19 protein-coding genes are annotated in these 19,852 nt (G+C 54.1%); 12 read left to right on the forward strand and 7 right to left on the reverse strand.

The annotated features are described in order from the left end of the window. The 11 genes from ACIDEJ_RS13015 to ACIDEJ_RS13065 form a co-directional block, all read left to right on the forward strand. Positions 1 to 609 (forward strand): class I SAM-dependent methyltransferase (locus tag ACIDEJ_RS13015; protein WP_411988497.1); only part of this gene is annotated, 609 nt, incomplete at its 5' end. Positions 610 to 936: 327 nt separating this feature from the next. Beyond that, positions 937 to 1,863 (forward strand): DnaJ C-terminal domain-containing protein, encoded by a 927-nt coding sequence (locus tag ACIDEJ_RS13020; protein ID WP_411987617.1) that lies wholly within the window; start codon positions 937 to 939, stop codon positions 1,861 to 1,863. Then, entirely contained in the window at positions 1,860 to 2,183 is a 324-nt protein-coding gene (locus ACIDEJ_RS13025; protein WP_411988498.1) for a chaperone modulator CbpM, read from the forward strand. The genes ACIDEJ_RS13020 and ACIDEJ_RS13025 overlap by 4 nt, the downstream gene beginning before the upstream one ends. Continuing rightward, positions 2,176 to 3,090 carry a zinc metalloprotease HtpX gene (locus ACIDEJ_RS13030; RefSeq protein ID WP_411988499.1) on the forward strand — a complete coding sequence of 305 codons (915 nt, stop codon included), beginning with the start codon at positions 2,176 to 2,178 and terminating at the stop codon, positions 3,088 to 3,090. The genes ACIDEJ_RS13025 and ACIDEJ_RS13030 overlap by 8 nt, the downstream gene beginning before the upstream one ends. A gap of 82 nt (positions 3,091 to 3,172) precedes the next feature. Next, on the forward strand, positions 3,173 to 3,766 hold the full coding sequence (locus tag ACIDEJ_RS13035; protein WP_411988500.1) for an anthranilate synthase component II: 594 nt from the start codon (positions 3,173 to 3,175) through the stop codon (positions 3,764 to 3,766). Positions 3,767 to 3,890: 124 nt separating this feature from the next. Then, positions 3,891 to 6,371, forward strand: a complete 2,481-nt coding sequence (locus ACIDEJ_RS13040; protein WP_411988501.1) for a prolyl oligopeptidase family serine peptidase — start codon at positions 3,891 to 3,893, stop codon at positions 6,369 to 6,371. Positions 6,372 to 6,526: 155 nt separating this feature from the next. Then, positions 6,527 to 7,669, forward strand: coding sequence for an HDOD domain-containing protein (locus tag ACIDEJ_RS13045; RefSeq protein ID WP_411988502.1), 1,143 nt, complete (start codon positions 6,527 to 6,529; stop codon positions 7,667 to 7,669). Positions 7,670 to 8,169: 500 nt separating this feature from the next. Continuing rightward, complete coding sequence (locus ACIDEJ_RS13050; protein WP_411988503.1) at positions 8,170 to 9,387, forward strand: aspartate aminotransferase family protein; 1,218 nt, start codon at positions 8,170 to 8,172, stop codon at positions 9,385 to 9,387. A 99-nt stretch (positions 9,388 to 9,486) separates the two neighbouring features. After that, positions 9,487 to 10,506 (forward strand): arginine N-succinyltransferase, encoded by a 1,020-nt coding sequence (gene astA, locus ACIDEJ_RS13055; RefSeq protein ID WP_411988504.1) that lies wholly within the window; start codon positions 9,487 to 9,489, stop codon positions 10,504 to 10,506. Between the two features lie 9 nt (positions 10,507 to 10,515). Continuing rightward, positions 10,516 to 11,976 (forward strand): succinylglutamate-semialdehyde dehydrogenase, encoded by a 1,461-nt coding sequence (gene astD / locus ACIDEJ_RS13060; protein ID WP_411988505.1) that lies wholly within the window; start codon positions 10,516 to 10,518, stop codon positions 11,974 to 11,976. An 83-nt stretch (positions 11,977 to 12,059) separates the two neighbouring features. After that, positions 12,060 to 12,860, forward strand: a complete 801-nt coding sequence (locus ACIDEJ_RS13065) for a DUF1338 domain-containing protein (protein ID WP_411988506.1) — start codon at positions 12,060 to 12,062, stop codon at positions 12,858 to 12,860. A gap of 227 nt (positions 12,861 to 13,087) precedes the next feature. Here the strand turns inward: ACIDEJ_RS13065 and ACIDEJ_RS13070 are convergent, their stop codons facing one another. The 4 genes from ACIDEJ_RS13070 to crp form a co-directional block, all read right to left on the reverse strand. Then, positions 13,088 to 14,434: an ATP-binding protein gene (locus ACIDEJ_RS13070; RefSeq protein ID WP_411988507.1), complete on the reverse strand. Its 1,347-nt coding sequence runs from the start codon at positions 14,432 to 14,434 to the stop codon at positions 13,088 to 13,090. Next, on the reverse strand, positions 14,431 to 15,108 hold the full coding sequence (locus ACIDEJ_RS13075; protein ID WP_411988508.1) for a response regulator transcription factor: 678 nt from the start codon (positions 15,106 to 15,108) through the stop codon (positions 14,431 to 14,433). Before ACIDEJ_RS13075 ends, ACIDEJ_RS13070 begins: the two co-directional genes overlap by 4 nt. Then, positions 15,089 to 15,433, reverse strand: coding sequence for a PepSY domain-containing protein (locus ACIDEJ_RS13080; protein ID WP_411988509.1), 345 nt, complete (start codon positions 15,431 to 15,433; stop codon positions 15,089 to 15,091). Before ACIDEJ_RS13080 ends, ACIDEJ_RS13075 begins: the two co-directional genes overlap by 20 nt. 83 nt (positions 15,434 to 15,516) lie before the next feature. Beyond that, positions 15,517 to 16,152, reverse strand: coding sequence for a cAMP-activated global transcriptional regulator CRP (gene crp / locus ACIDEJ_RS13085; protein ID WP_411988510.1), 636 nt, complete (start codon positions 16,150 to 16,152; stop codon positions 15,517 to 15,519). Positions 16,153 to 16,526: 374 nt separating this feature from the next. Between crp and ACIDEJ_RS13090 the strand changes: the two genes are divergently transcribed. After that, positions 16,527 to 17,303, forward strand: a complete 777-nt coding sequence (locus tag ACIDEJ_RS13090) for a tetratricopeptide repeat protein (RefSeq protein ID WP_411988511.1) — start codon at positions 16,527 to 16,529, stop codon at positions 17,301 to 17,303. 233 nt (positions 17,304 to 17,536) lie between these two features. Here the strand turns inward: ACIDEJ_RS13090 and ACIDEJ_RS13095 are convergent, their stop codons facing one another. The 3 genes from ACIDEJ_RS13095 to ACIDEJ_RS13105 form a co-directional block, all read right to left on the reverse strand. Then, positions 17,537 to 18,424 carry a phosphoribulokinase gene (locus ACIDEJ_RS13095; RefSeq protein WP_411988512.1) on the reverse strand — a complete coding sequence of 296 codons (888 nt, stop codon included), beginning with the start codon at positions 18,422 to 18,424 and terminating at the stop codon, positions 17,537 to 17,539. 102 nt (positions 18,425 to 18,526) lie between these two features. Beyond that, positions 18,527 to 18,784: a YheU family protein gene (locus ACIDEJ_RS13100; protein ID WP_411988513.1), complete on the reverse strand. Its 258-nt coding sequence runs from the start codon at positions 18,782 to 18,784 to the stop codon at positions 18,527 to 18,529. Further along, positions 18,768 to 19,745, reverse strand: coding sequence for a hydrolase (locus tag ACIDEJ_RS13105; RefSeq protein WP_411988514.1), 978 nt, complete (start codon positions 19,743 to 19,745; stop codon positions 18,768 to 18,770). Before ACIDEJ_RS13105 ends, ACIDEJ_RS13100 begins: the two co-directional genes overlap by 17 nt. Positions 19,746 to 19,852: the final 107 nt, after the last annotated feature.

Raw genomic sequence — 19,852 nt, forward strand, 5'->3', positions numbered from 1 at the left:
CAGCAGCAGGAAAGCAACATGTGGGACAAACTCTACAGCGCGGAAGATTATGTCTATGGCAGTACCCCCAACGAATTTTTACAGGCATATGCCCCGCAACTCCCCAAGGGGCGGGTGTTATGTCTTGGGGATGGTGAAGGGCGTAATTCGGTTTATCTCGCGCAGCAGGAGTATCAGGTCACGGCGGTGGACCTCTCATCCGTGGGCATTGCCAAAGCCAAACGGCTGGCGGCTAGACACGGGGTCATGGTGGAGTACATTCAGGCCGATCTGGCGGATTTTTCTCTGGGGGATAACCGGTGGGATGCCATTGTGTCCATCTTTTGCCATTTGCCCGCCGGATTGCGACAACAGGTGCACCAACAGGTGTGCCAGGCGCTGACCCCAGGTGGCATGTTCCTGCTGGAAGGATACACGCCCGAGCAATTGCAATTGGCAACCGGTGGTCCCAAAGCCATCGCCATGCTGCTGGACAAGGATGAAGTGGCGGCTGAATTGTCGCCCTTGCGCTTTTTACACCTCAAGGCGTTGCAGCGGCCAGTGATTGAAGGGATAAAGCACACTGGCATGGGGGCCGTTTTGCAGCTTTTGGCGCAAAAACCGCGTTAATCCGTTTGCTGTGGGCCGGGCTCGGCTTCGGTCATTGTTTCCAGTCATGGTTGCACGTCATGGGGAGGCGTGCCTGGCACGCCATCCTGTTGGATGGCCTTATCCTTGCCCTGTTTTCAAATTGGCTTCATGTTTTTTTAAGTTGTTGTTACAAAAGTAATTTATTTTTTTGCTAGATAATCATGTGCCTGTGTGCAAAATCGGCCATCGTTAATGCGTTTGCGCAAATCCCCCCTTGAAAATGTGTAAATAATGCCCAAATGTATAAGTGTTACCACCAGTCTTCACGATGACTGAAGTGTTCACTTCATACAGGCTTGGAGCATTATGGCATTCAAAGATTATTACCAGATTTTGGGGGGCTCCCGGGATGCCTCAGAGAAAGATATCAAACGGGCGTATCATCGCCTTGCCCGTAAATATCACCCGGATGTCAGTAAAGAAACCGATGCCGAGGCACGTTTCAAGGAAGTAAAAGAAGCCTACGACGTGCTTCATGATGCCCAGAAACGGGCAGCTTATGATCAATACGGTGCCGATTGGCAGGCGGCGCAGCAGGCTCAATCCCAGGGCGGCGGTCATTACCAGTACCAGGGAAACGGCAATAGTGGCGCCGGTTTCGATTTCGATGACATTTTCCAGTCAATGTTCGGTGGGCGGGCAAACACCCAAGGCGGTCGACATTCCCGGGCGCAGTTCGAGTTTCCCGGCGAAGACATTCGTGCCCGCATCCAGATTGATTTGGAAGACAGCTACCGCGGCACCACCCGCACCATTACGCTTGGGGGGGATGGCCGCAATGCCGGGCGAACCCTGAATGTGCGCATTCCCAAAGGCGTGGTGCCCGGGCAACATATCCGTTTGGGCGGGCAAGGGGGGCCGGGAATGGGCGGCGGTGCCAATGGCGACCTGTTGCTGGAAGTGGCATTCCGGCCCCATCCCCTGTACCGGGTAGAGGGCCGAGACGTGTACCTGTCAGTGCCGGTAGCCCCGTGGGAAGCCGCATTGGGCACCACGGTGACAGTGCCTCTTCCTCAAGGCAGCATTGATTTGAAAATTCCTGCCAATTCAGCCAATGGCCGGCGTTTGCGGCTTAAAGGCAAGGGCATTCCGGGCAAGCAGGCTGGCGATTTGTATGTGGAGCTGAATGTGACACTGCCTGCTGCCCATAGCGACGGGGCCAAACAGGCTTATGCCGCATTCAGGGATGCGGTGAACTTTGATCCTCGGGCAAATTGGGGAGGCAGGGCATGAGTAAGGAACTGCTGACATTATATGCAGCTGAAGTATTGGATGAACACTGCAAACTGACGCTGGCCCAGCTGTGCCGGGTTTGCCATCTGGCACCGGAGCAGGTGTTTGAACTGGTGGAGTACGGCATCGTGGAGCCCCATGGCTTGCGCCCTTGCCACTGGCGCTTCAACGGGGTGGCACTGGCCCGGGTTTACCGCGCCCAGCGGCTGGCGCAGGATTTGGGCGTCAATACTGCCGGCGCCGCCTTGGCCCTTGATTTGCTTGATGAAGTGCAGCAACTGCGCGCCCGTATTCGGCGAATTGAGGGGCAGTATGATTGACAGGCATCGCTGGCAGCACCATTCCCGGCGCAATTTTTGGCATTCTGCGCTGTTGTTGTTGGCAATGGGGGGATTTTTAGCGCTCTTGGGCTGGGTGTTGGCCGGTAGTGCCGGCTTGTGGGGATTATTGGTTATCGGCAGCCTGTTATGGCTGTTTCGCGGCGCCGTGTCACCGTGGATGGTCATGAGCATGTATCAGGCACGGCCCCTTGCTATGAGCCGCTTTCCGGCACTGGCCCAGTTAGTGGCCCAACTGTCACGCAGTGCCGGGCTACCCGTGGTGCCGCAACTGTTTCTATTGCCTCACCCTTTACCCAACGCCTTTGCGGTGGGAAGTGCCGAACGCCCCCTTATCGCCCTGACCGAAGGCGCTTTGCAGCAACTGCAATGGCGGGAGCTTGCCGGAGTGTTGGCTCATGAGATAAGCCATATTCGCAGCAATGATTTGCAGGTCATGGGGCTGGCGGATCTGTTCAGCCGCGGGACGTCATTATTGTCCACACTGGGGCAACTGTTATTGCTGCTGAATTTGCCCTTGTGGCTTTTCGGCTGGGTCAGCATTAATGGTTGGGCCATTTTGTTATTGCTGCTGGCTCCATTGCTAAGTACCCTGGCCCAACTGGCACTATCCCGCACCCGTGAATATGATGCTGACTTGCACGCAGTACAGCTAACCGGCGATCCGGAAGGGCTGGCCAGCGCCCTGAGTAAAATCGAGCGGCACCAGCAGGGATGGCTGCGACGTTTATGGTTGCCTGCCCAGCGTGTGCCCATGCCTTCGGCATTACGCACCCATCCTGACACGTCACAGCGCATCAACAGGTTGATGGCGCTTAAATCCCGGCCTGATTATGACGCGTCAGACAAACGCGCCATGGCTGGCATTCATCACGGTTATTGGCGCTAATGGTGGCTTGCCTTTGGTGGCAAGCTGTCGTCAGATCCCGTAAAATGCCGCCGCATTCCCACAGAGTAAGCTGTTGCCCGTTATGTTACTGGTCATTGATAATTACGATTCTTTCACCTACAACCTGGTGCAGTATTTTCAGCAATTGGGCATTCATCCACAGGTGCATCGCAATGATGCTTTAACCGTTGATGACGTGCTGGCATTGGCACCGTCACGGGTGGTTATCTCCCCCGGCCCTTGCACGCCGGATGATGCGGGAATTTCTCTGGCGCTGATTGAACGTCTGGCCGGGAAAGTACCGTTACTCGGGGTGTGTCTTGGCCATCAGGCCATTGCCCAGGTTTTTGGTGCCAAAGTGGTGCGGGCGCAGCGGGTGATGCATGGTAAAACATCCGCCATTGAGCATAATAACCAACGATTGTTTCAGGGATTGGCGCAGCCGCTTACGGTTACCCGTTACCATTCACTGCTGGTGGAAAGCCTGCCTGCGGGGTTTGCGCTGGATGCCTGGTTTGATGATCCCCACTATGGCCGGGAGATTATGGCGATCAGTCAGCCGCAATTGGCGCTGTTTGGCGTGCAATTTCATCCCGAGTCGATTCTGACCGAACAGGGCCACGATTTACTGGCGAATTTTTTGGCCATGCCGTCGCCTTTGGCCGTGAGCGGCTAACAAGCCTTTACAAGTTTCCTGCCCCGTCGGCCTTACCCTTAGCGTGCAATATGTTATAACCGTTCATTACCATGGCCCGTTCCGGCAGCAAAAATCACTCAAAATAACAAACAAAGGAAGGCAAATGAAAACCCTCGTGCGTCATCTTGGCCTCAGCGCCTTGACTCTGGCGATGCTCAGCGGCTGCGCTGCTACGTCATCTCAAGCTCCCCTGTCCGCCCTGCCCGCAACACCGGTCACGCAGGCGTTGGTTGCCCCGCCAGCGGCGGATAGCCCCCTGACCCTGAAACAGATCATGGCCAATCCTGACTGGATGGGCGTGAGTGCCTCCGGGGCTTATTGGAGCGACAACGGCCAGTCGGTGCTGTTTTACCGCCAGCCAAGCGCTTCGCCAATACGCCAATACTACCGCTTGAATCTGGCAGACAACGTCACCGCACAGCTGGCACTTGATGAACTGCATCTGGCGTCACAGCGCCAGGGGGTATTGAATCAGGACAACACCCGCAAAGCGTATGTTTATCAGAATAATCTTTTTGTTAAACAGTTGGATAGCGGTGAAATAACCCAGTTCACCCGTCAGCGTGAACCCATTGACGGCATGCGGTTTCTGAATAATGGCGATTTGGTGTACTGGCAGGGAACCCGGGTCATGCGCATCCATCAGCACGGTGCCATGGTGGAGCAACTGGCAGAACTCCAGTTTGCCAAGGCTCCAAAAGAGGTGACCGCGCCAGAAACCTTTCTGGCCAAACAAAACCAGCGTCTCATCCAGTTTGTGGCCAAACAGCATGAGCATGCCAAGGCCAAAGCCCAATACCAGCAGCAGTTGCAGCAGCAGGACCCAAGCCTTGTGGCCAAACCGTTTTATTTGGGCGAAAAAGAGACGCTGGTGGAGCTGAGCGTTTCTCCTGACGGGCGTTATCTGTTCTTGGCGCTGCAGGATAAGGCCTACAAAGGCCGTACCGATGCGGACGTGATGCCCAACTATCTGGATGCCAAAGGGCATGTGGCCATGGTGCCGGTGCGGGCCAGAGTGGCGGAAGACAAACTTCCGGGCCAGCGTTTTGTGGTGCTGGATCTGCAATCGCATCAACAACAGGATGTGACCCTTGAAGGCCTGAGCGGTTATGACGATGACGTATTGGCAAGCGTGAAAGCGGAAAACGCCATCGCCCAGGGCAAGCAGTACAAGAGCGAAAAAAATGTCCGCGCCATCCGGTTGATGGAAGACTGGGGCTGGCAGCAAAGTGCCATGCAGTGGCAGCAGGATAAAAACACCCTGGCCGTGATGCTAGAAGCCACGGATAACAAAGACCGCTGGATAGCCACGGTGGATTTAGGCAAAGGGAAATTTACCACCCAGCACCGGCTGCATGATGATGCCTGGATTAACTACGACTACAACCAGTTCGGCTGGTTGCCGGGTGCCGATACCCTGTATTACCTGTCAGAGCAGAGCGGTTACTCCCAGTTATACCTGAAACCCTTGTCCGGCAAGGAAAGGGCGCTTACGTCCGGTCACTTTGTGGTGAGCGATATCACCCTGAGCCCGGACAGCCAGTATATCTACTATAAAGCCAACAAAACCCATCCCGGCAAATATAATGTCTACCGGGTGCACCTTGGCACCGGCAAGGATGAGCAGCTCACCCACTGGGACGGCGTACTGGATTATCAGCTCAATTTGCAAGGGGATGCGCTGCTGCTCAATGCCTCCAGCCTCACCCAGCCGGATGAGCTGTACCTGCAGCCCATTGGCGGCCAGTGGCAACAACTGACCCACAGCACCAGCAAGGCCTTTGCCGAGTATCCGTGGCAGGCACCGCAAGTGGTTGCCATTCCATCCTCCCATGGTGCCGGCAGCATTTACGCCAGAGTGTACCTGCCCGCCGGTTTTGATGCTTCCCGTGCGGCGCAATATCCCGCAGTGCTTTTTAACCACGGCGCCGGTTATTTGCAAAATGCCCATTACGGTTTCTCCGGGTATTTTCGCGAGTTCATGTTCAACAACCTGCTGGCACAGCGGGGCTATGTGGTGCTGGATATGGATTACCAGGGCTCTAAGGGCTATGGCCGTGACTGGCGAACCGCCATTTACCGCAATATGGGCCATCCGGAAGTGGATGATTTGAAAGACGGTGTCGCCTGGCTGGCGCAACATGCCCATGTGGACAGCAAGCGGGTGGGAACGTACGGCGGCTCTTACGGCGGCTTTTTAACCTTTATGTCACTGTTTACCGCCCCGGATCTGTTCCAGTGCGGTGCCGCCTTGCGGCCGGTGGCAGACTGGGCCCATTACAACGCCCCTTACACGGCCAATATCCTGAATACCCCGGATGATGATCCGCTGGCCTATCGTCGCAGTTCCCCCATTGAGCACGCGCAAGGGCTGAAAAATCATCTGCTGATCCTGGGCGGCATTGAAGATGACAACGTGTTCTTCCAGGACAGCGTGCGCTTGGTGCAGCGTTTGATTGAACTGGAAAACCCCAATTTTGACATGGCCTATTATCCCGTTGAGCACCATGGTTTTCGGGAACCCTCCAGCTGGTTGGATGAATATCGCCGTATCCTGAGACTGTTCGAAAGCCATCTGCGCTAAGGGTGGCAGGCATAAAAACAGGCTCCTTGTGGGCCTGTTTTTTTAGGATATACCGGAGGTTATCGTGAAATTGCCTGCATGCGGCAGCTAAAATAGATATAAAATGTATCAATGCAGCAACAGGTTATGGCAACGACAAGAGGATAACAATACAGGTGGTAGTATCGGTTTCCGGCGGTTTTAAACCCGCCCCAGTGGCCGCACTGGAATACAGGTTCCTGCAACAGCTGATTATGGGTACCCAGACGAATACCCCCGTATGGGACGATCCTGAACCCGCCCTTGAAGCCGTGGCTTTCAAGCTGGAAATCGAGCGCGAGGCTGCATTGCAGCGCATTGCCAAAAAACAGCAAAGTCAGCAATTGGCGCAGCAGATTAACCAGCAGTTGCACATGAGTTTGAAAACCGCACTGGCCAACCAGTTAGCCTCGGCGCAGGTGATTGCCCGCCACAGTAAAGTGACGGACAAGCATCTGCTGTTACTGGAGATGCTGCACTCCCCCAAACTGGATCTCAACCGTTTGCGGCTGGTGGTGGCCAGCCAGCCGTGGTTGATCCGGGATCTGACCAACATGGTCAACAGTCCGGTATTTGGCGCCAGACGCCCGCAAAACAGCGAGCTGCAAGTCACCGATTTGAAACTGGTGCTGGGGTATATCGGCCTGGATAACCTGCGGCTGCTCATTCCGTTCTATATCTGCCGTCACTGGCTGCCCTTTGGTCATAGCGGCCTGTTGTGGATCAATCGCAAGTTGTGGCGCTATGCGCAAATCCAGGGCGTGGCTGCCAGAGCGCTGGCACAGCTTCATGATCAAGATGGTGCCATGCTGTATTCATTGGCGTTGATGCGGCAATTGGGGACCTGTGCCGTATTGGAAATGGGCGCGACCATTTTTGAACAGCTACGGGGGAACTGGCTAAAAGAGGCCAGCCACTCGCGGGATAAAGCCTTGTATGATGCCATCGCCGTGAGCGAGTTTCCGGCACAGGAGCTGTGTGCCCAGGTGGCTGAGCAGGGCATGATGCTTAACTGGCAACTGCCGGTAACACTGGGCTTTAGCGACAGCCGTCTCATTCGGCAGTTACAGGCGTTGCAGGATTGTCAGGGATTTGAGCAGATGCCGCTGCCTGCCCAGCTGGTGGCCAAAGCCAGCTGTTATGCCCAGGTATTGTTGCTGGATGAAAGCCATCAACTGAGCTTTCGTGACAAACAGTTACTGTACGGTTACTACAATGTCACGGAGCAGGAGCTGTTACGGCTGCAGGGGCAAAATTACAAAAAGCTCACCCTGTTCTGAGGCGCGTATCGGTGTTGGTGGCCGCGTTAGCGCTGCGGTATTACGGCAGTCAAAGCCGTGTGTTTTATTTGCCTTTCGTTTTTGTCGTGGCCATCTGTCAGATGGCTGACGTTTTCTCGGCTTTTTATTGTTGCCACATTTTCCCGTTATTATTTCCCCAAAGCTCTTTTTTTGAGGGTTAACTGCTGCTATCATTTGATTAACTATTCACATAAATAGAATAGTTAATCAAATGTGGTTTGGCTGGTTTTTTTTGTGACTAATTATGCCTGCATCTGGCGGCTAATTGCCTTTTTACTTCCAAAAATCAGATCTTTATGCACTTACCCCCCAAAGAGCTAAGCGTCATTTCCGATCAATCTGGTTTTTTGATCACAATTTCGCTATTAATGTCACATATCTTAAACATCAAACCGCAGTTAGCGCGAACCGTAAAGCGAGATTAATTGCGACGAGATGGCGATTAGTGCGCTGTCTGAGAACATGAAGGATATTCAGGAATGAGTGTAGAAATGAATCTTAACCGTGCTCAGTTTGACGAAGTGATGGTGCCTAATTATGCACCGTCTCCAGTAATTCCGGTACGGGGGCAGGGCAGCCGGGTTTGGGATCAACAGGATAAGGAATACATCGATTTTGCCGGCGGGATTGCCGTGACTTGCCTGGGGCATTGTCACCCGGCGCTGGTAAATACGCTTAAAACCCAAGGGGAAAAATTGTGGCATTTGTCCAACGTGATGACCAATGAACCCGCCTTGGCGCTGGCAACCAAGCTGGTGAATGCCACGTTTGCCGAGAAAGTCTATTTTGCCAACTCCGGCGCTGAAGCAAACGAAGCGGCCCTGAAACTGGCCCGCCGTTATGCCGTGGACAATTTTGGCCCTGAAAAAAATGAAATCATCGCCTTTGACAAGGCATTTCACGGCCGTACTTTCTTTACCGTCAGCGTGGGCGGCCAAGCGGCTTATTCCGACGGTTTTGGCCCCAAACCCCAGGCCATTACCCATATTCCCTATAACGACATCGCCGCGTTGGAAGCGGCCATCTCAGATAACACCTGCGCCATCATGCTGGAGCCTTTGCAAGGCGAAGGGGGCATTATCAGCGGCGATCCGGCATTTTTACGCAAAGTGCGGGAATTGGCCGACAAGCACAATGCCCTGGTGGTGTTTGACGAGGTGCAAAGCGGCATGGGCCGTACCGGCGAGTTATACGCTTACATGGGAACCGACATCGTGCCGGATATCATGACCACCGCCAAAGCCTTAGGGGGCGGTTTTCCCATTGCGGCCATGCTGACCACCACGAAAATTGCGGCGCACTTCAAGGTGGGCACCCATGGCTCCACTTACGGCGGGAACCCTCTGGCCTGTGCAATCGGCAATGCGGTGATGGATATCATCAATACTCCGGAAGTGCTCAACGGGGTAAAACAGCGCGAGCAGTTGTTCCGTGATGCGCTCAATGCCATCAATGACAAATACCACGTGTTTTCCCAAATCCGCGGACAGGGACTGCTCATTGGCGGCGTACTCAATGAAAAATACCAGGGACGCAGCCGGGATTTTCTGCTGGCGGCCATTGATAACGGCCTGATGGTACTGGTTGCCGGTGCCAATGTGTTGCGTTTCGCCCCGTCTCTTATCATTCCTGAAGCCGATATCACTGAAGGTATGGCCCGCCTGGAAAAAGCTGTTGCCCAAATAGTCGCGGGCTGAAGCGTCCGGGAAGCAGTTACACCCTGACCTTTATGCTTTACCCCGTTTCTGGCATGGCTGCATGCCGGAAACTTTGTGGGGGATACAGGAGAGTTAACCATGTTGATAATCCGGCCTATTTGCCAGTCTGATTTTACTGCTCTACGTTATATTGCCGAGGCTTCCGGCCATGGCTTTACCTCTTTGCCGGTGAACGATGACGTACTGGCGGCCAAAATTCGTCGCGCTGAAAACTCTTTTAATAAAACCGTCAGCCAGCCTTATGACGAAAGTTATCTGTTTGTCATGGAAGACACCACTACCGGCGATGTAGTGGGCACCTGTGGTATTGAAGGTGCGGTAGGCATGGAAGATGCCTTTTATCATTACCGCCTCGGCACCGAGGTTTATCATTCCGCCCAGATTGGTGTGCGTAACGAGGTGGAAACCCTCACCTTGTGTCATGACTACACCGGCGCCGCCGAGCTATGTACCTTATTCCTGCGCAAGGATTACCGCAAAAGCACCAACGGCCGCTTGTTATCCCGCAGCCGTTTTTTGTTTCTGGCCCAGCATCCTGGCCGTTTCGGCGATACCGTGATTGCCGAGATGCGCGGCGTGAGTGATGCTGACGGGCATTCTCCGTTTTATGGCTGGCTGCAGCAGCATTTTCTGGGCATCGATTTTGTTGAAGCGGACTATCTGTCCGGCCTTGGGCAAAAAGCCTTCATGGCCGAGATGATGCCAAGAAGCCCGGTATACGTGTGCCTGTTGCCGGAAGCGGCACAGCGGGTGATTGGCGAAGTGCACACCAATACCCGGCCGGCGCTCAGCTTGCTGCAGGCTGAGGGATTTCGCTGTCGCGGCTATGTGGATATTTTTGATGGCGGGCCAACGGTGGAATGCCGCTTGCCGGAGATCCGCGCCGTGCGGGAAAGCCGCCTGCTCAGGGTGGCAATAGGCCCCATGGCGGCAAGCGACGAAAAATACCTGGTGGCCAACACCCAGGTTGCCGACTTTCGCGCCACCGCGCAGCCTTTGGCGGTAACGGCGCAGGATGAACATATTACGCTATCACCCGAACTGGCACAGGCCCTGAAGGTTGATGCCGGGCAACAGGTGCGAATACTCGCGATTTAGGAGGAACCCATGACACAGTTTATCAACGGCCACTGGCTTGACGGCGAAGGGCAGCCCATGGTGTCAGTAAACCCTGCCAATGGTGACACCCTCTGGCAGGGGCGTGCGGCCAGCATTGCACAGGTGGATGCGGCCGTCACTGCCGCCCGAGATGCCCAATTTGGCTGGTTCATGCTGGGGTTTGAGGCGCGGCTCAAGCAGGTGGAAGCCTACCGCGAGCAGCTGGATGCCCACCGCCAGCAGTTGGCCAGCATGATTGCCCAGGAAACCGGTAAGCCTTTATGGGAAACCGCTACCGAAGTGGCCGCCATGATTGGCAAGATTGCCCTGTCGGCCAAAGCCTATCAGCAGCGTACCGGCCATAGTGAAAGCGAATTGCCGGTGGCCCGGGCGGTATTGCGCCATAAACCCCACGGTGTGGTGGCGGTGTTCGGGCCTTATAATTTCCCGGGGCATTTGCCTAACGGCCATATCGTGCCTGCCTTGCTGGCGGGTAACACTGTGGTATTCAAACCCTCCGAGTTTACCCCGAAAGTGGCTGAGCTGATGCTGCAGTTATGGCAGCAGTCCGGTTTGCCAGCAGGGGTGATCAACCTGTTGCAAGGCGAGGTGGAAACCGGCAAGGCGCTGGCAGGGCATGATGATATTGACGGCTTGTTCTTTACCGGCAGCAGCCGTACCGGGCATCTGTTGCATCAGCAGTTTGGCGGACATCCCGGTAAAATCCTGGCGCTGGAAATGGGGGGCAACAATCCGCTGATTGTAAAGGATGTGAGCAACCTTAAAGCGGCCGTACACGAAATCATCCAGTCCGCCTATATCTCATCAGGCCAGCGTTGCACCTGTGCCCGGCGCCTGTATGTGCAGCAGGGCAGTCAGGGGGATGCGTTAATCAACATGCTAATTGATGGGGTGAAAGCGATACAGGTAGGCCCGTGGAACGCAGAACCCCAGCCGTTCATGGGGGCCATGGTGTCAGCGCAGGCGGCACTTGGCATGCTCAGCGCCCAACGTAACCTGCAGCAGTTAGGGGGAATTCCGCTGGTGGAGATGCAGCAACTGCAGGCCGGTACTGGGCTGGTATCGCCCGGCTTGATTGATGTGACTGCCGTAGCGGCCTTGCCTGATGAAGAATATTTTGGCCCGCTGCTGCAGCTGGTGCGCTATCAGCAGTTTGACGATGCCATCCGCATGGCCAATCATACCCGTTATGGATTGTCGGCGGGTTTGCTGGCAGACAGCCGTGAAGACTATGATTATTTCTTTGCCCGCAGTCGCGCTGGGATTGTGAACTGGAACAAGCAGATCACCGGTGCTGCCGGTTCTGCTCCTTTCGGGGGCATAGGCGCCTCCGGCAATCACCGCCCCAGCGCCTTTTACGCGGCGGATTATTGCGCGTATCCGGTGGCATCCATGGAGGCGGACACCCTGAGCCTGCCCGCCACCTTGAACCCGGGACTGACGCTGTAACGTGACGGGGCCTTTTGGGGGCCCTTTGTGGTAGCGGTTACTGCCTGACTGGTGGTAACCAACGCTTCATATCAGGAGGATATATGCATCAGGACATCGACAGCCTGTTCGCCGGTTTGTGGCAGGATTACATCTCCATGGCGCCTTCCGCGGCCAAAGTGCACCAGTTGCTGGCGAACGGCAAGGCGATTATCAATGATCACATTGCCCTGCGCACCTTTAACCTGCCCAAAGTGAATTTGCAGGTGCTGGCGGCGCATTTTGAAGCGCTGGGGTATCAGGCCTGTGGCGACTACGTGTTTGAACAGAAAAAACTGCGTGCCAAGCATTTTGAACATCCCGATGCCACGCAGCCCAAGGTGTTTATCTCTGAGTTGATGGTAGAAGCGTTCAGCCCATGGCTACAGCAAACCGTGGCGCAGCTGGTGGCGCAACTGACAGAGGATGCCACCCGTGCCGATGATTTCCTCTACTCCGGCCGTCACTGGACGCTGGATTACGCAACCTACTGCCGGTTGCTGGAAGAAAGCGAGTATGCCGCCTGGGTGGCCGCCTTTGGTTATCGGGCCAACCATTTTACGGTGTCGGTAAATCACTTGCCGGGTTTCCCCACGCTGGAGTCGGTGAATGACGCCCTGAAAAATGCGGGGTTTGTCCTCAATGGCACTGGGGGTGAAATCAAGGGCTCGGCGGCGGTATTGCTGGAGCAATCTTCCACCATGGCCGATCGCATTCCGGTATCGTTTGGCGAGCGCATCGTGGAGATCCCAAGCTGCTTTTATGAATTTGCCCGGCGTTATCCCAAGCCGGACGGCAAACTGTACAGCGGGTTTGTGGCGGCATCTGCCGACAAGATTTTTGAAAGTACCCACACCCAAGGCTGAACCAGGCAATATTGGGGGCTGCGGCTCAAGGCATAGGGGCTCTGCCATCAAACCTGCCATGCCGTTATCTCGGGAGAGAATATTCCAAACGGAGCCAAGCGGCTCCGTTTGATTATCTGTCGTCGTTTTTTTGAGTGCCTGGCGTTTGCCCTGTTCGGGGCTTTGGCCGCCATTGCCGCGTCCCCAGGGCTTACGGATAAGCGCATTGGTGCATCCGTGTGGCTGGGTCAGATTTCCTCAGGCCCTGGAAAGTGCAGTAATACCTTGAGGCCTCCAAGTGAGGGACTGCGCTCAAAGCTTATCTGCAATTGGTACTGTTCACAGATATCCTTGACAATGGATAGCCCCAAGCCGTGGCCGGCCACCTCTTCATCCAGTCGCTTGCCGCGGCGGGTCAGTTTGGGCAAATCTTCTGCCGCCACGCCCGGGCCATCATCTTCCACACTCACCAGAATCTCATTCTGGTGCAGCCAAATGCGGCTCAGCACGGTTTCATTGGCCCATTTGGAGGCATTGTCCAGCAGGTTGCCAAACAGCTCCATGCCATCTTCACGATGAATGGGAAGCCTGGAAATTTGCTCACTGATATCAAACTTATAGGTAAGCCGCTTATGGTGATGCACCTTGCTCATGGTGGTGCATAGCTGGTCAAGATCCCTCTGTATCACCATCTGGGCCGCTGGCAACATGTCGCCGGTGATGCGGGCTGCCGCCAGTTTGCGTTCAATCATTTTATGGATTTGATCCAACTGCTGCTCCAGGGCGGCAGCGGTTTGCGGATCTTTCAATCCCAACACTTCCACCTGCTGGCGCATTACCGCCAAGGGGGTTTTCAGGCCGTGGCTGAGATTGCCAAGGTTGTTGCGGCTACGCTGGATTTGGTTGCTGGTATAGTCCAGCAGCTCGTTATAGGTTTTGGCAAGGGGTTTGATTTCGGCGGGCACGCTTTCCAGCGACAGGGATGAAATGTGTCCCTCACGCAATTGTGCCAGCGCGTGTTTCATTTTGTTCACGGGTTTGAAGGATTGACGCAGGATCAGGAAAATGCCGATAAGCATCACCAGCAGCATCAGCATGTTGACGGTGAGCTTGGTGCCGTAGACCTCGGTAAACACCTTGCGGCCGATACTGAGGTCCTGGGCCACGGTCAGTGTCGGATTTTTCTGGTTATCGGCCAGCGGCTCCAATCCTTTGGAAAACAGCTGAATATCGTGATTTTGTGGCCCTTTGGCCTGCCACACCCGGGTTTCGCCCGGCAGGAGCGGCTTGATATTGAGATGCTTGTCCCACAACGAGCGGGAACGCACTTCAATATCTCCCTGATTTAGCTGGTAATAGCGACCTGAATAAGCGGGATTGTAAAAGCCTGAAAGCTGGCTTTTATTGATGAACACATCGTTGTCGTTCACGTAACTTGCCAGCGCCACCTGTTCCAGATCTTCATGGAGACGATCGATAATGGAGTCGTGAAAGGCCTGGCGCAGCATGGATTCGATAAAGACCAGCCCCAACAGGGAACTGGCCAGCACCAGGGCGGTGAGCCATAGTGCCAGCTTGGTTTTTATGGAGATCATGAAAGCTGGATGCCGTGAAAGATATATCCTTGTCCGCGGCGGGTTTCAATGGCGGTTTTGCCGAGTTTTTTACGCAGGTGGGTAACGTAAACCTCTACCACATTGCTCTCTTTTTCATCATCGAACTGATAGAGCTTGTCGCTTATCTGGGCTTTTGACAGCAGTTTTTTCGGTGACATCAAAAAGATGCGCAACAGGCGAAATTCCATGGCGGTCAGCTCGAAACACTGATCGTTAACCGTAACGGTCTGTTCGGTTTCATCCAGCATCACGCCGCCAAAGCTCATCTGTTTGTTGGGGGTGATGGCGCGGCCATGGGTGCGGTGAATAATGGCCTGCAGACGCGCCATCAATTCCTGGGTATGAAAGGGTTTTCCCAGATAATCATCTGCGCCGGCATTGAATCCTTCCACCTTTTCGTGCCACTGACTGCGGGCGGTCAGCATGATGACCGGCGTGGCAATCCCGCGTTGACGCCAGGTTTGCAAAAGTTCAAGGCCGTTGCCGTCCGGCAGGCCAATGTCCAGTATGACGCAGTCATACGCGGTTTCTTTGATTAAATAGTCCGCATCAATGGCCTTGGCGGCCACATCCGTAACGTAACCAGCAGCTTTAAGCTGTTTGACAAGTTCATTGACCAGCAGCTCATTATCTTCAACGAGAAGTAGTTTCATAAGGACGACACTCTTCAGGTAACGGTTGACTATCATGTTGGCTGGTTCCGGCATTCAGATCCAACCGCAGCAAGGTATCTTCTTCTGTTCTGAGCAATAAATCATAACGCCATTCACCATCCTTTTGATAGAGATGAGCGTCTACTAATTGACCATAACAGAAGTGTTGTAAATTGGACAGTGTGGTGTCAAGGGAGAGAATTTCGCCGGTTTTCACCAGTTCCTTGGCAATATCATGATCTGCTTGCAGCGGTACGTTGGCAATGTTGGCTTGAGCCGTTATCGGAAATAGCGCCACCCAGCACAGAGGTATCAGCCGACTCATCAATACTCCTGAAAACAAAAAAGTGACCGAGATAAACCTCGGTCACTTTAATTAATCAGGATTAAACCAATCTGAAACAGCGGTTAACGGGTGCCGTAAACCACGATGGTTTTACCGTGTGCCTGAATAAGATTCTGCTCTTCCAGCATCTTCAGGATACGGCCGACGGTTTCACGGGAACAGCCCACAATCTGGCCGATTTCCTGACGGGTGATTTTAATTTGCATGCCGTCTGGATGGGTCATGGCATCAGGCTGTTTGGCCAGGTGCAACAGGGTTTGTGCAATGCGACCTGCCACATCCAAAAAGGCCAGGTTGCCCACTTTTTGGCTGGTGTTTTGCAGGCGATGCGCCATCTGCGCGGCCAATTTCATCAGGATTTCCGGATTTACCTGTATCAACTGCTTGAATTTCTTGTAGGAAATTTCAGCAATTTCACAAGCTTGTTTGGCACGAACCCAGGCAGTACGCTCTGCTTGTTCTTCGAACAAGCCCAGCTCACCGATAAAGTCCCCTTGGTTCAGATAGGACAGGATCATCTCTTTGCCTTCATCGTCTTTAATCAGAACGGCAACAGAACCCTTCACGATGTAATAGAGGGTGTCAGAATCTTCACCGGCGTGGATCAATGTGCTCTTGGCTGGATATTTGTGAATGTGACAGTGAGATAAAAACCATTCCAATGTTGGATCCGGTTTTGGCTTACCAATCAGAGCCATGCCTTTGTTCCTCAATCGATTAGTGTAAAGTTATTAGAGTATGCTAAATAAGGATCTTGAGTCAATTGGTCGAAATATCACCTGTGACCAACCGCGCACGACAACTCCCATCGCGCTTGAAATTTAATAACTGCTTAATAATTCCAACATTCTGATACTTTAGTGACATAAGTCAATAAATACCTCTGCTTAGCGGCGCATAGGATGCCAGTCTTGCAGGGCAAATCACAACTTCCATGGCACTTTTGTCCTAATGGACTTTTTATAATGCTATAAGCATATACCTTTTCAAGCATAGTATCGTATAAGGCTCGACATTCTCCATGAATTCTGGCTAACTGAAAAATCGGTTTGCCAAAATGGGGGATACTGCCGTGAGATATCCACATCTGCTATTGGGAACGTTGCTGGCGACACTGTTGCCCATTACCGTTCAGGCGTTTTCCATTCCCCAGCCACAACAGGCATCGATTGCCAGCAAGGTGGCCCATATCCAGTTAAATGCCGCTGATGGCGTTGCCGGGGCTCAATACCTGTTGGGATTGATGTATTTGTCGGGGCGCTTTGTCGAGGAAGATAAACCCTTGGGGATCTCCTGGCTGCAAAAATCCGCTTCGGCCAATAATGTGACCGCCCAGAAAACCCTGGCGGACCTGGCATTTGAAGGCAAGTTAATCAAGCGGGATCTGACGCTGGCTGCACACTGGTACGGGCAATTGGCACAAAAAGACGATCGCTGGGCGCGTTTTCGTCTCGGGTTCATTTACGCTGCCGGTGGCGATGGCATCAGGCGCCATTGCGGCAAGGCGGTGCAATATTTTACTGCGGCAGGAGACGACGTGTCCCTGGGTAATGCAGCCTGGGTGTTGGCAACGTGTCCGGAGGCGCAGTTTCGTGACGGTGAAAAAGCCCGGCAACTGGCTGCATCGTTATTGGCGCATAACCGGCAAGATCCCACCAATCTGGATAACCTGGCCGCAGCCTATGCGGAGTTGGGGGATTTTCGTGCAGCGGTAAAAACCCAGCAACAGGCCATTGCCGCATTGGGTGGCGACAAGGGTGACGCTGATGACAAGGCTGGGGAATTTCGGCTGCGCTTGCAGGATTATTTGCAGCACAAGCCTTATCGGGAAGTGTTACCGCTTCAGTAAATGGCAGCCATCAGGCAAAAAAAAGCCCATAGCGGGCAAAAATATGAGAGAAAAAAAGAGTCATCCACACATTTATCGGGCAGCCGACAGATCAGGGCAGAATTCATAGCATTGATGGGGGGAAACTATGCCTGCCATGACTGCCGGCCATCAGAATCTCTCCTGACGTCCCGATGAGCACAATATAGCGCCAAGGGCTTAAAGCAGTATTAACATGGCAGGTTAACCAAACCCTATTCCGCTGCCTGTTCCAGCGTGTTCTGACGCCGTTGCATCAAGGCCTGGATAAGCGGTGTCAGAATGAGTTCCATGGCCAGGGACATCTTGCCTCCGGGCACGACCAGGGTGTTCACCCGCGACATGAATGAGCCCTGGATCATCTGCAGGTAATAGGGGAAGTCCACTTTTTCAATACCGCGAAAACGGATCACCACAAAGCTTTCATCCAGACTGGGAATGTCTTTGGCGCTAAAGGGGTTGGAGGTGTCTACCGTGGGTACCCGCTGGAAATTGATATGGGTGCGGGAAAACTGCGGCGTCATGTGGTTGATGTAATCTTCCATGGAGCGGACGATGGACCCCATGACCTTTTCCTTGGTATGGCCCCGCTCGCTGGTATCGCGGATGATTTTCTGAATCCACTCCAGGTTGACAATGGGCACCATGCCAATCAGCAAGTCCACATGCTGGGCCACATTGTGCTGGGGCGTCACCACCCCGCCGTGCAGCCCTTCGTAGTACAGCATTTCGGTATTGTCCGGCAGGGGTTGCCATTGGGTGAAAGTGCCGGGCATCTGGTTATAGGGCACGGCTTCATCAAAGGTATGCAGATAGGCGCGGGTTTCCCCTTGGCCGGTGGTGGCGTAGTCTGAAAAGCATTTTTCCAGACGGGCAAAGTCATTGGCCTCCGGCCCGAAATAACTGATATTACGGTTCTCGGCTTTGGCTTTACGGATCATCACTTCCATTTCGGCGCGGGTGTAGTGATGAAAACTGTCCCCTTCCACCATGCTGGCATTAATGCCCAGTTGCCTGAAAATATGGCTGAAGGCGGTGGTGGTGGTGCTGGTTCCGGCACCAGAGGAGCCGGTGACGGCGATGATGGGGTGTTTTGCTGACATGATGGCTACCTTTTTGACGCTGTCACTGCCTGTTTTCGTGAGGCGGATGTTATGACACTGTAACAGACAGGCAGTTACTTATACGGCACTGAGCGGATTCGGTCAATCTTCGTAAAAAGCCGACTGCTGAATAATCTGCTGACGCTGACGAATGGCCACTGAGTCGTCTTCTTCCCGGTATTCCACCACTAATTCGCCGCTTTTCAAGGCCAGGCGGCAACGGGCGCTGGCGGCTTGCACGGCCTTGGCGTCCAGCTCCCCAAAGCTGCCGTCTTCCACTTGGGACAATAAATATTCCCGGATAAGATTATCCAGCGTGGTGGCAGGCAGCTGCAGCAACGCATCATAAGGCACTAGCATGTTCATCCTCCAGTAAATACCGTAACAGTCGCTGTTCAAGAAAATACCGCGGACGCCACGGGGTGCCGCCATTGATAAAGCCCACATGGCCACCGTAAGGGTAAAGTTCGTATTGCACGCAGGACGGCAGCTGTTGTGGCGGCGGAATGACCGCCTCATCCATGAAGGGATCGTCCTTGGCGTGGATGAAAAGGGTGGGGCGGGCAATCTTGTGCAGTAGTGGCAGGGCGCTGGCCTTGGCATAGTAATCTGCCGCTCCGGCAAAACCATGCAAGGGAGCGGTGACCTTATCGTCAAACTGATAAAAGGTGTGGAGTTGTTGCAATGCTTGCATGTCGGCGTTACTGGCGGTTGCCGACTGACACAATTTTTGCCGCATTTTTTGTTGTAGCTGACGCAACAGGTGACGCTGGTATATGCGGGAAAACCCCCGTTCCAGTTTATGGGCGCAACTGGCCAGTGCCAACGGTGCTGACACCACCGCGGCGCGTTGCAGTAAGCTGCCCATGCCCTGTTCGGCCTGATATTTTGCCAGTACGTTACCGCCCAGGCTATAACCCACTGCCAGCAACGGGGACTGGGGATAATGGCGGGCAAGAAACTGCAATGTCTGTGCAATATCCGCCGTATCGCCGCTGTGATAACTGCGCGGCAGCCGGTTGGCTTCTCCGGAGCAGCCCCGGTGATGGTGCACCACGCAGGCCAATTGCCGTTGGGCACAAGCCTGCAGCATGCGCCTGGCATAATGGGAGTCGGCGCTGCCTTCCAGTCCGTGCAGGATCACCAACAGGGGCTCGCCTGGCCGGGGTCTGGCTAAAAAATCCAAGTCGATGAAATCACCATCAGGCAGTTCCAGTCGCTGACGCTCCAGCGCCAAACCCGGAATTTTGGTCAGTACCGGCAAAATGGTTTGCAGGTGTGGGTTGCGTCCCCACCAGGGCGGTGTAAACAATGGTTGCATGGCTCTTGGTTATGGCTGCTTGTGTCTGTTGGTCATGGTTGGTTACCGCACTTTCCATGAACAAAATGTCATGAACAAGGCGTCATGAACAGCGGTCATGAAAGTGA

Source organism: Shewanella mytili (assembly GCF_046765975.1).
Lineage (GTDB): Bacteria > Pseudomonadota > Gammaproteobacteria > Enterobacterales > Shewanellaceae > Shewanella > Shewanella mytili.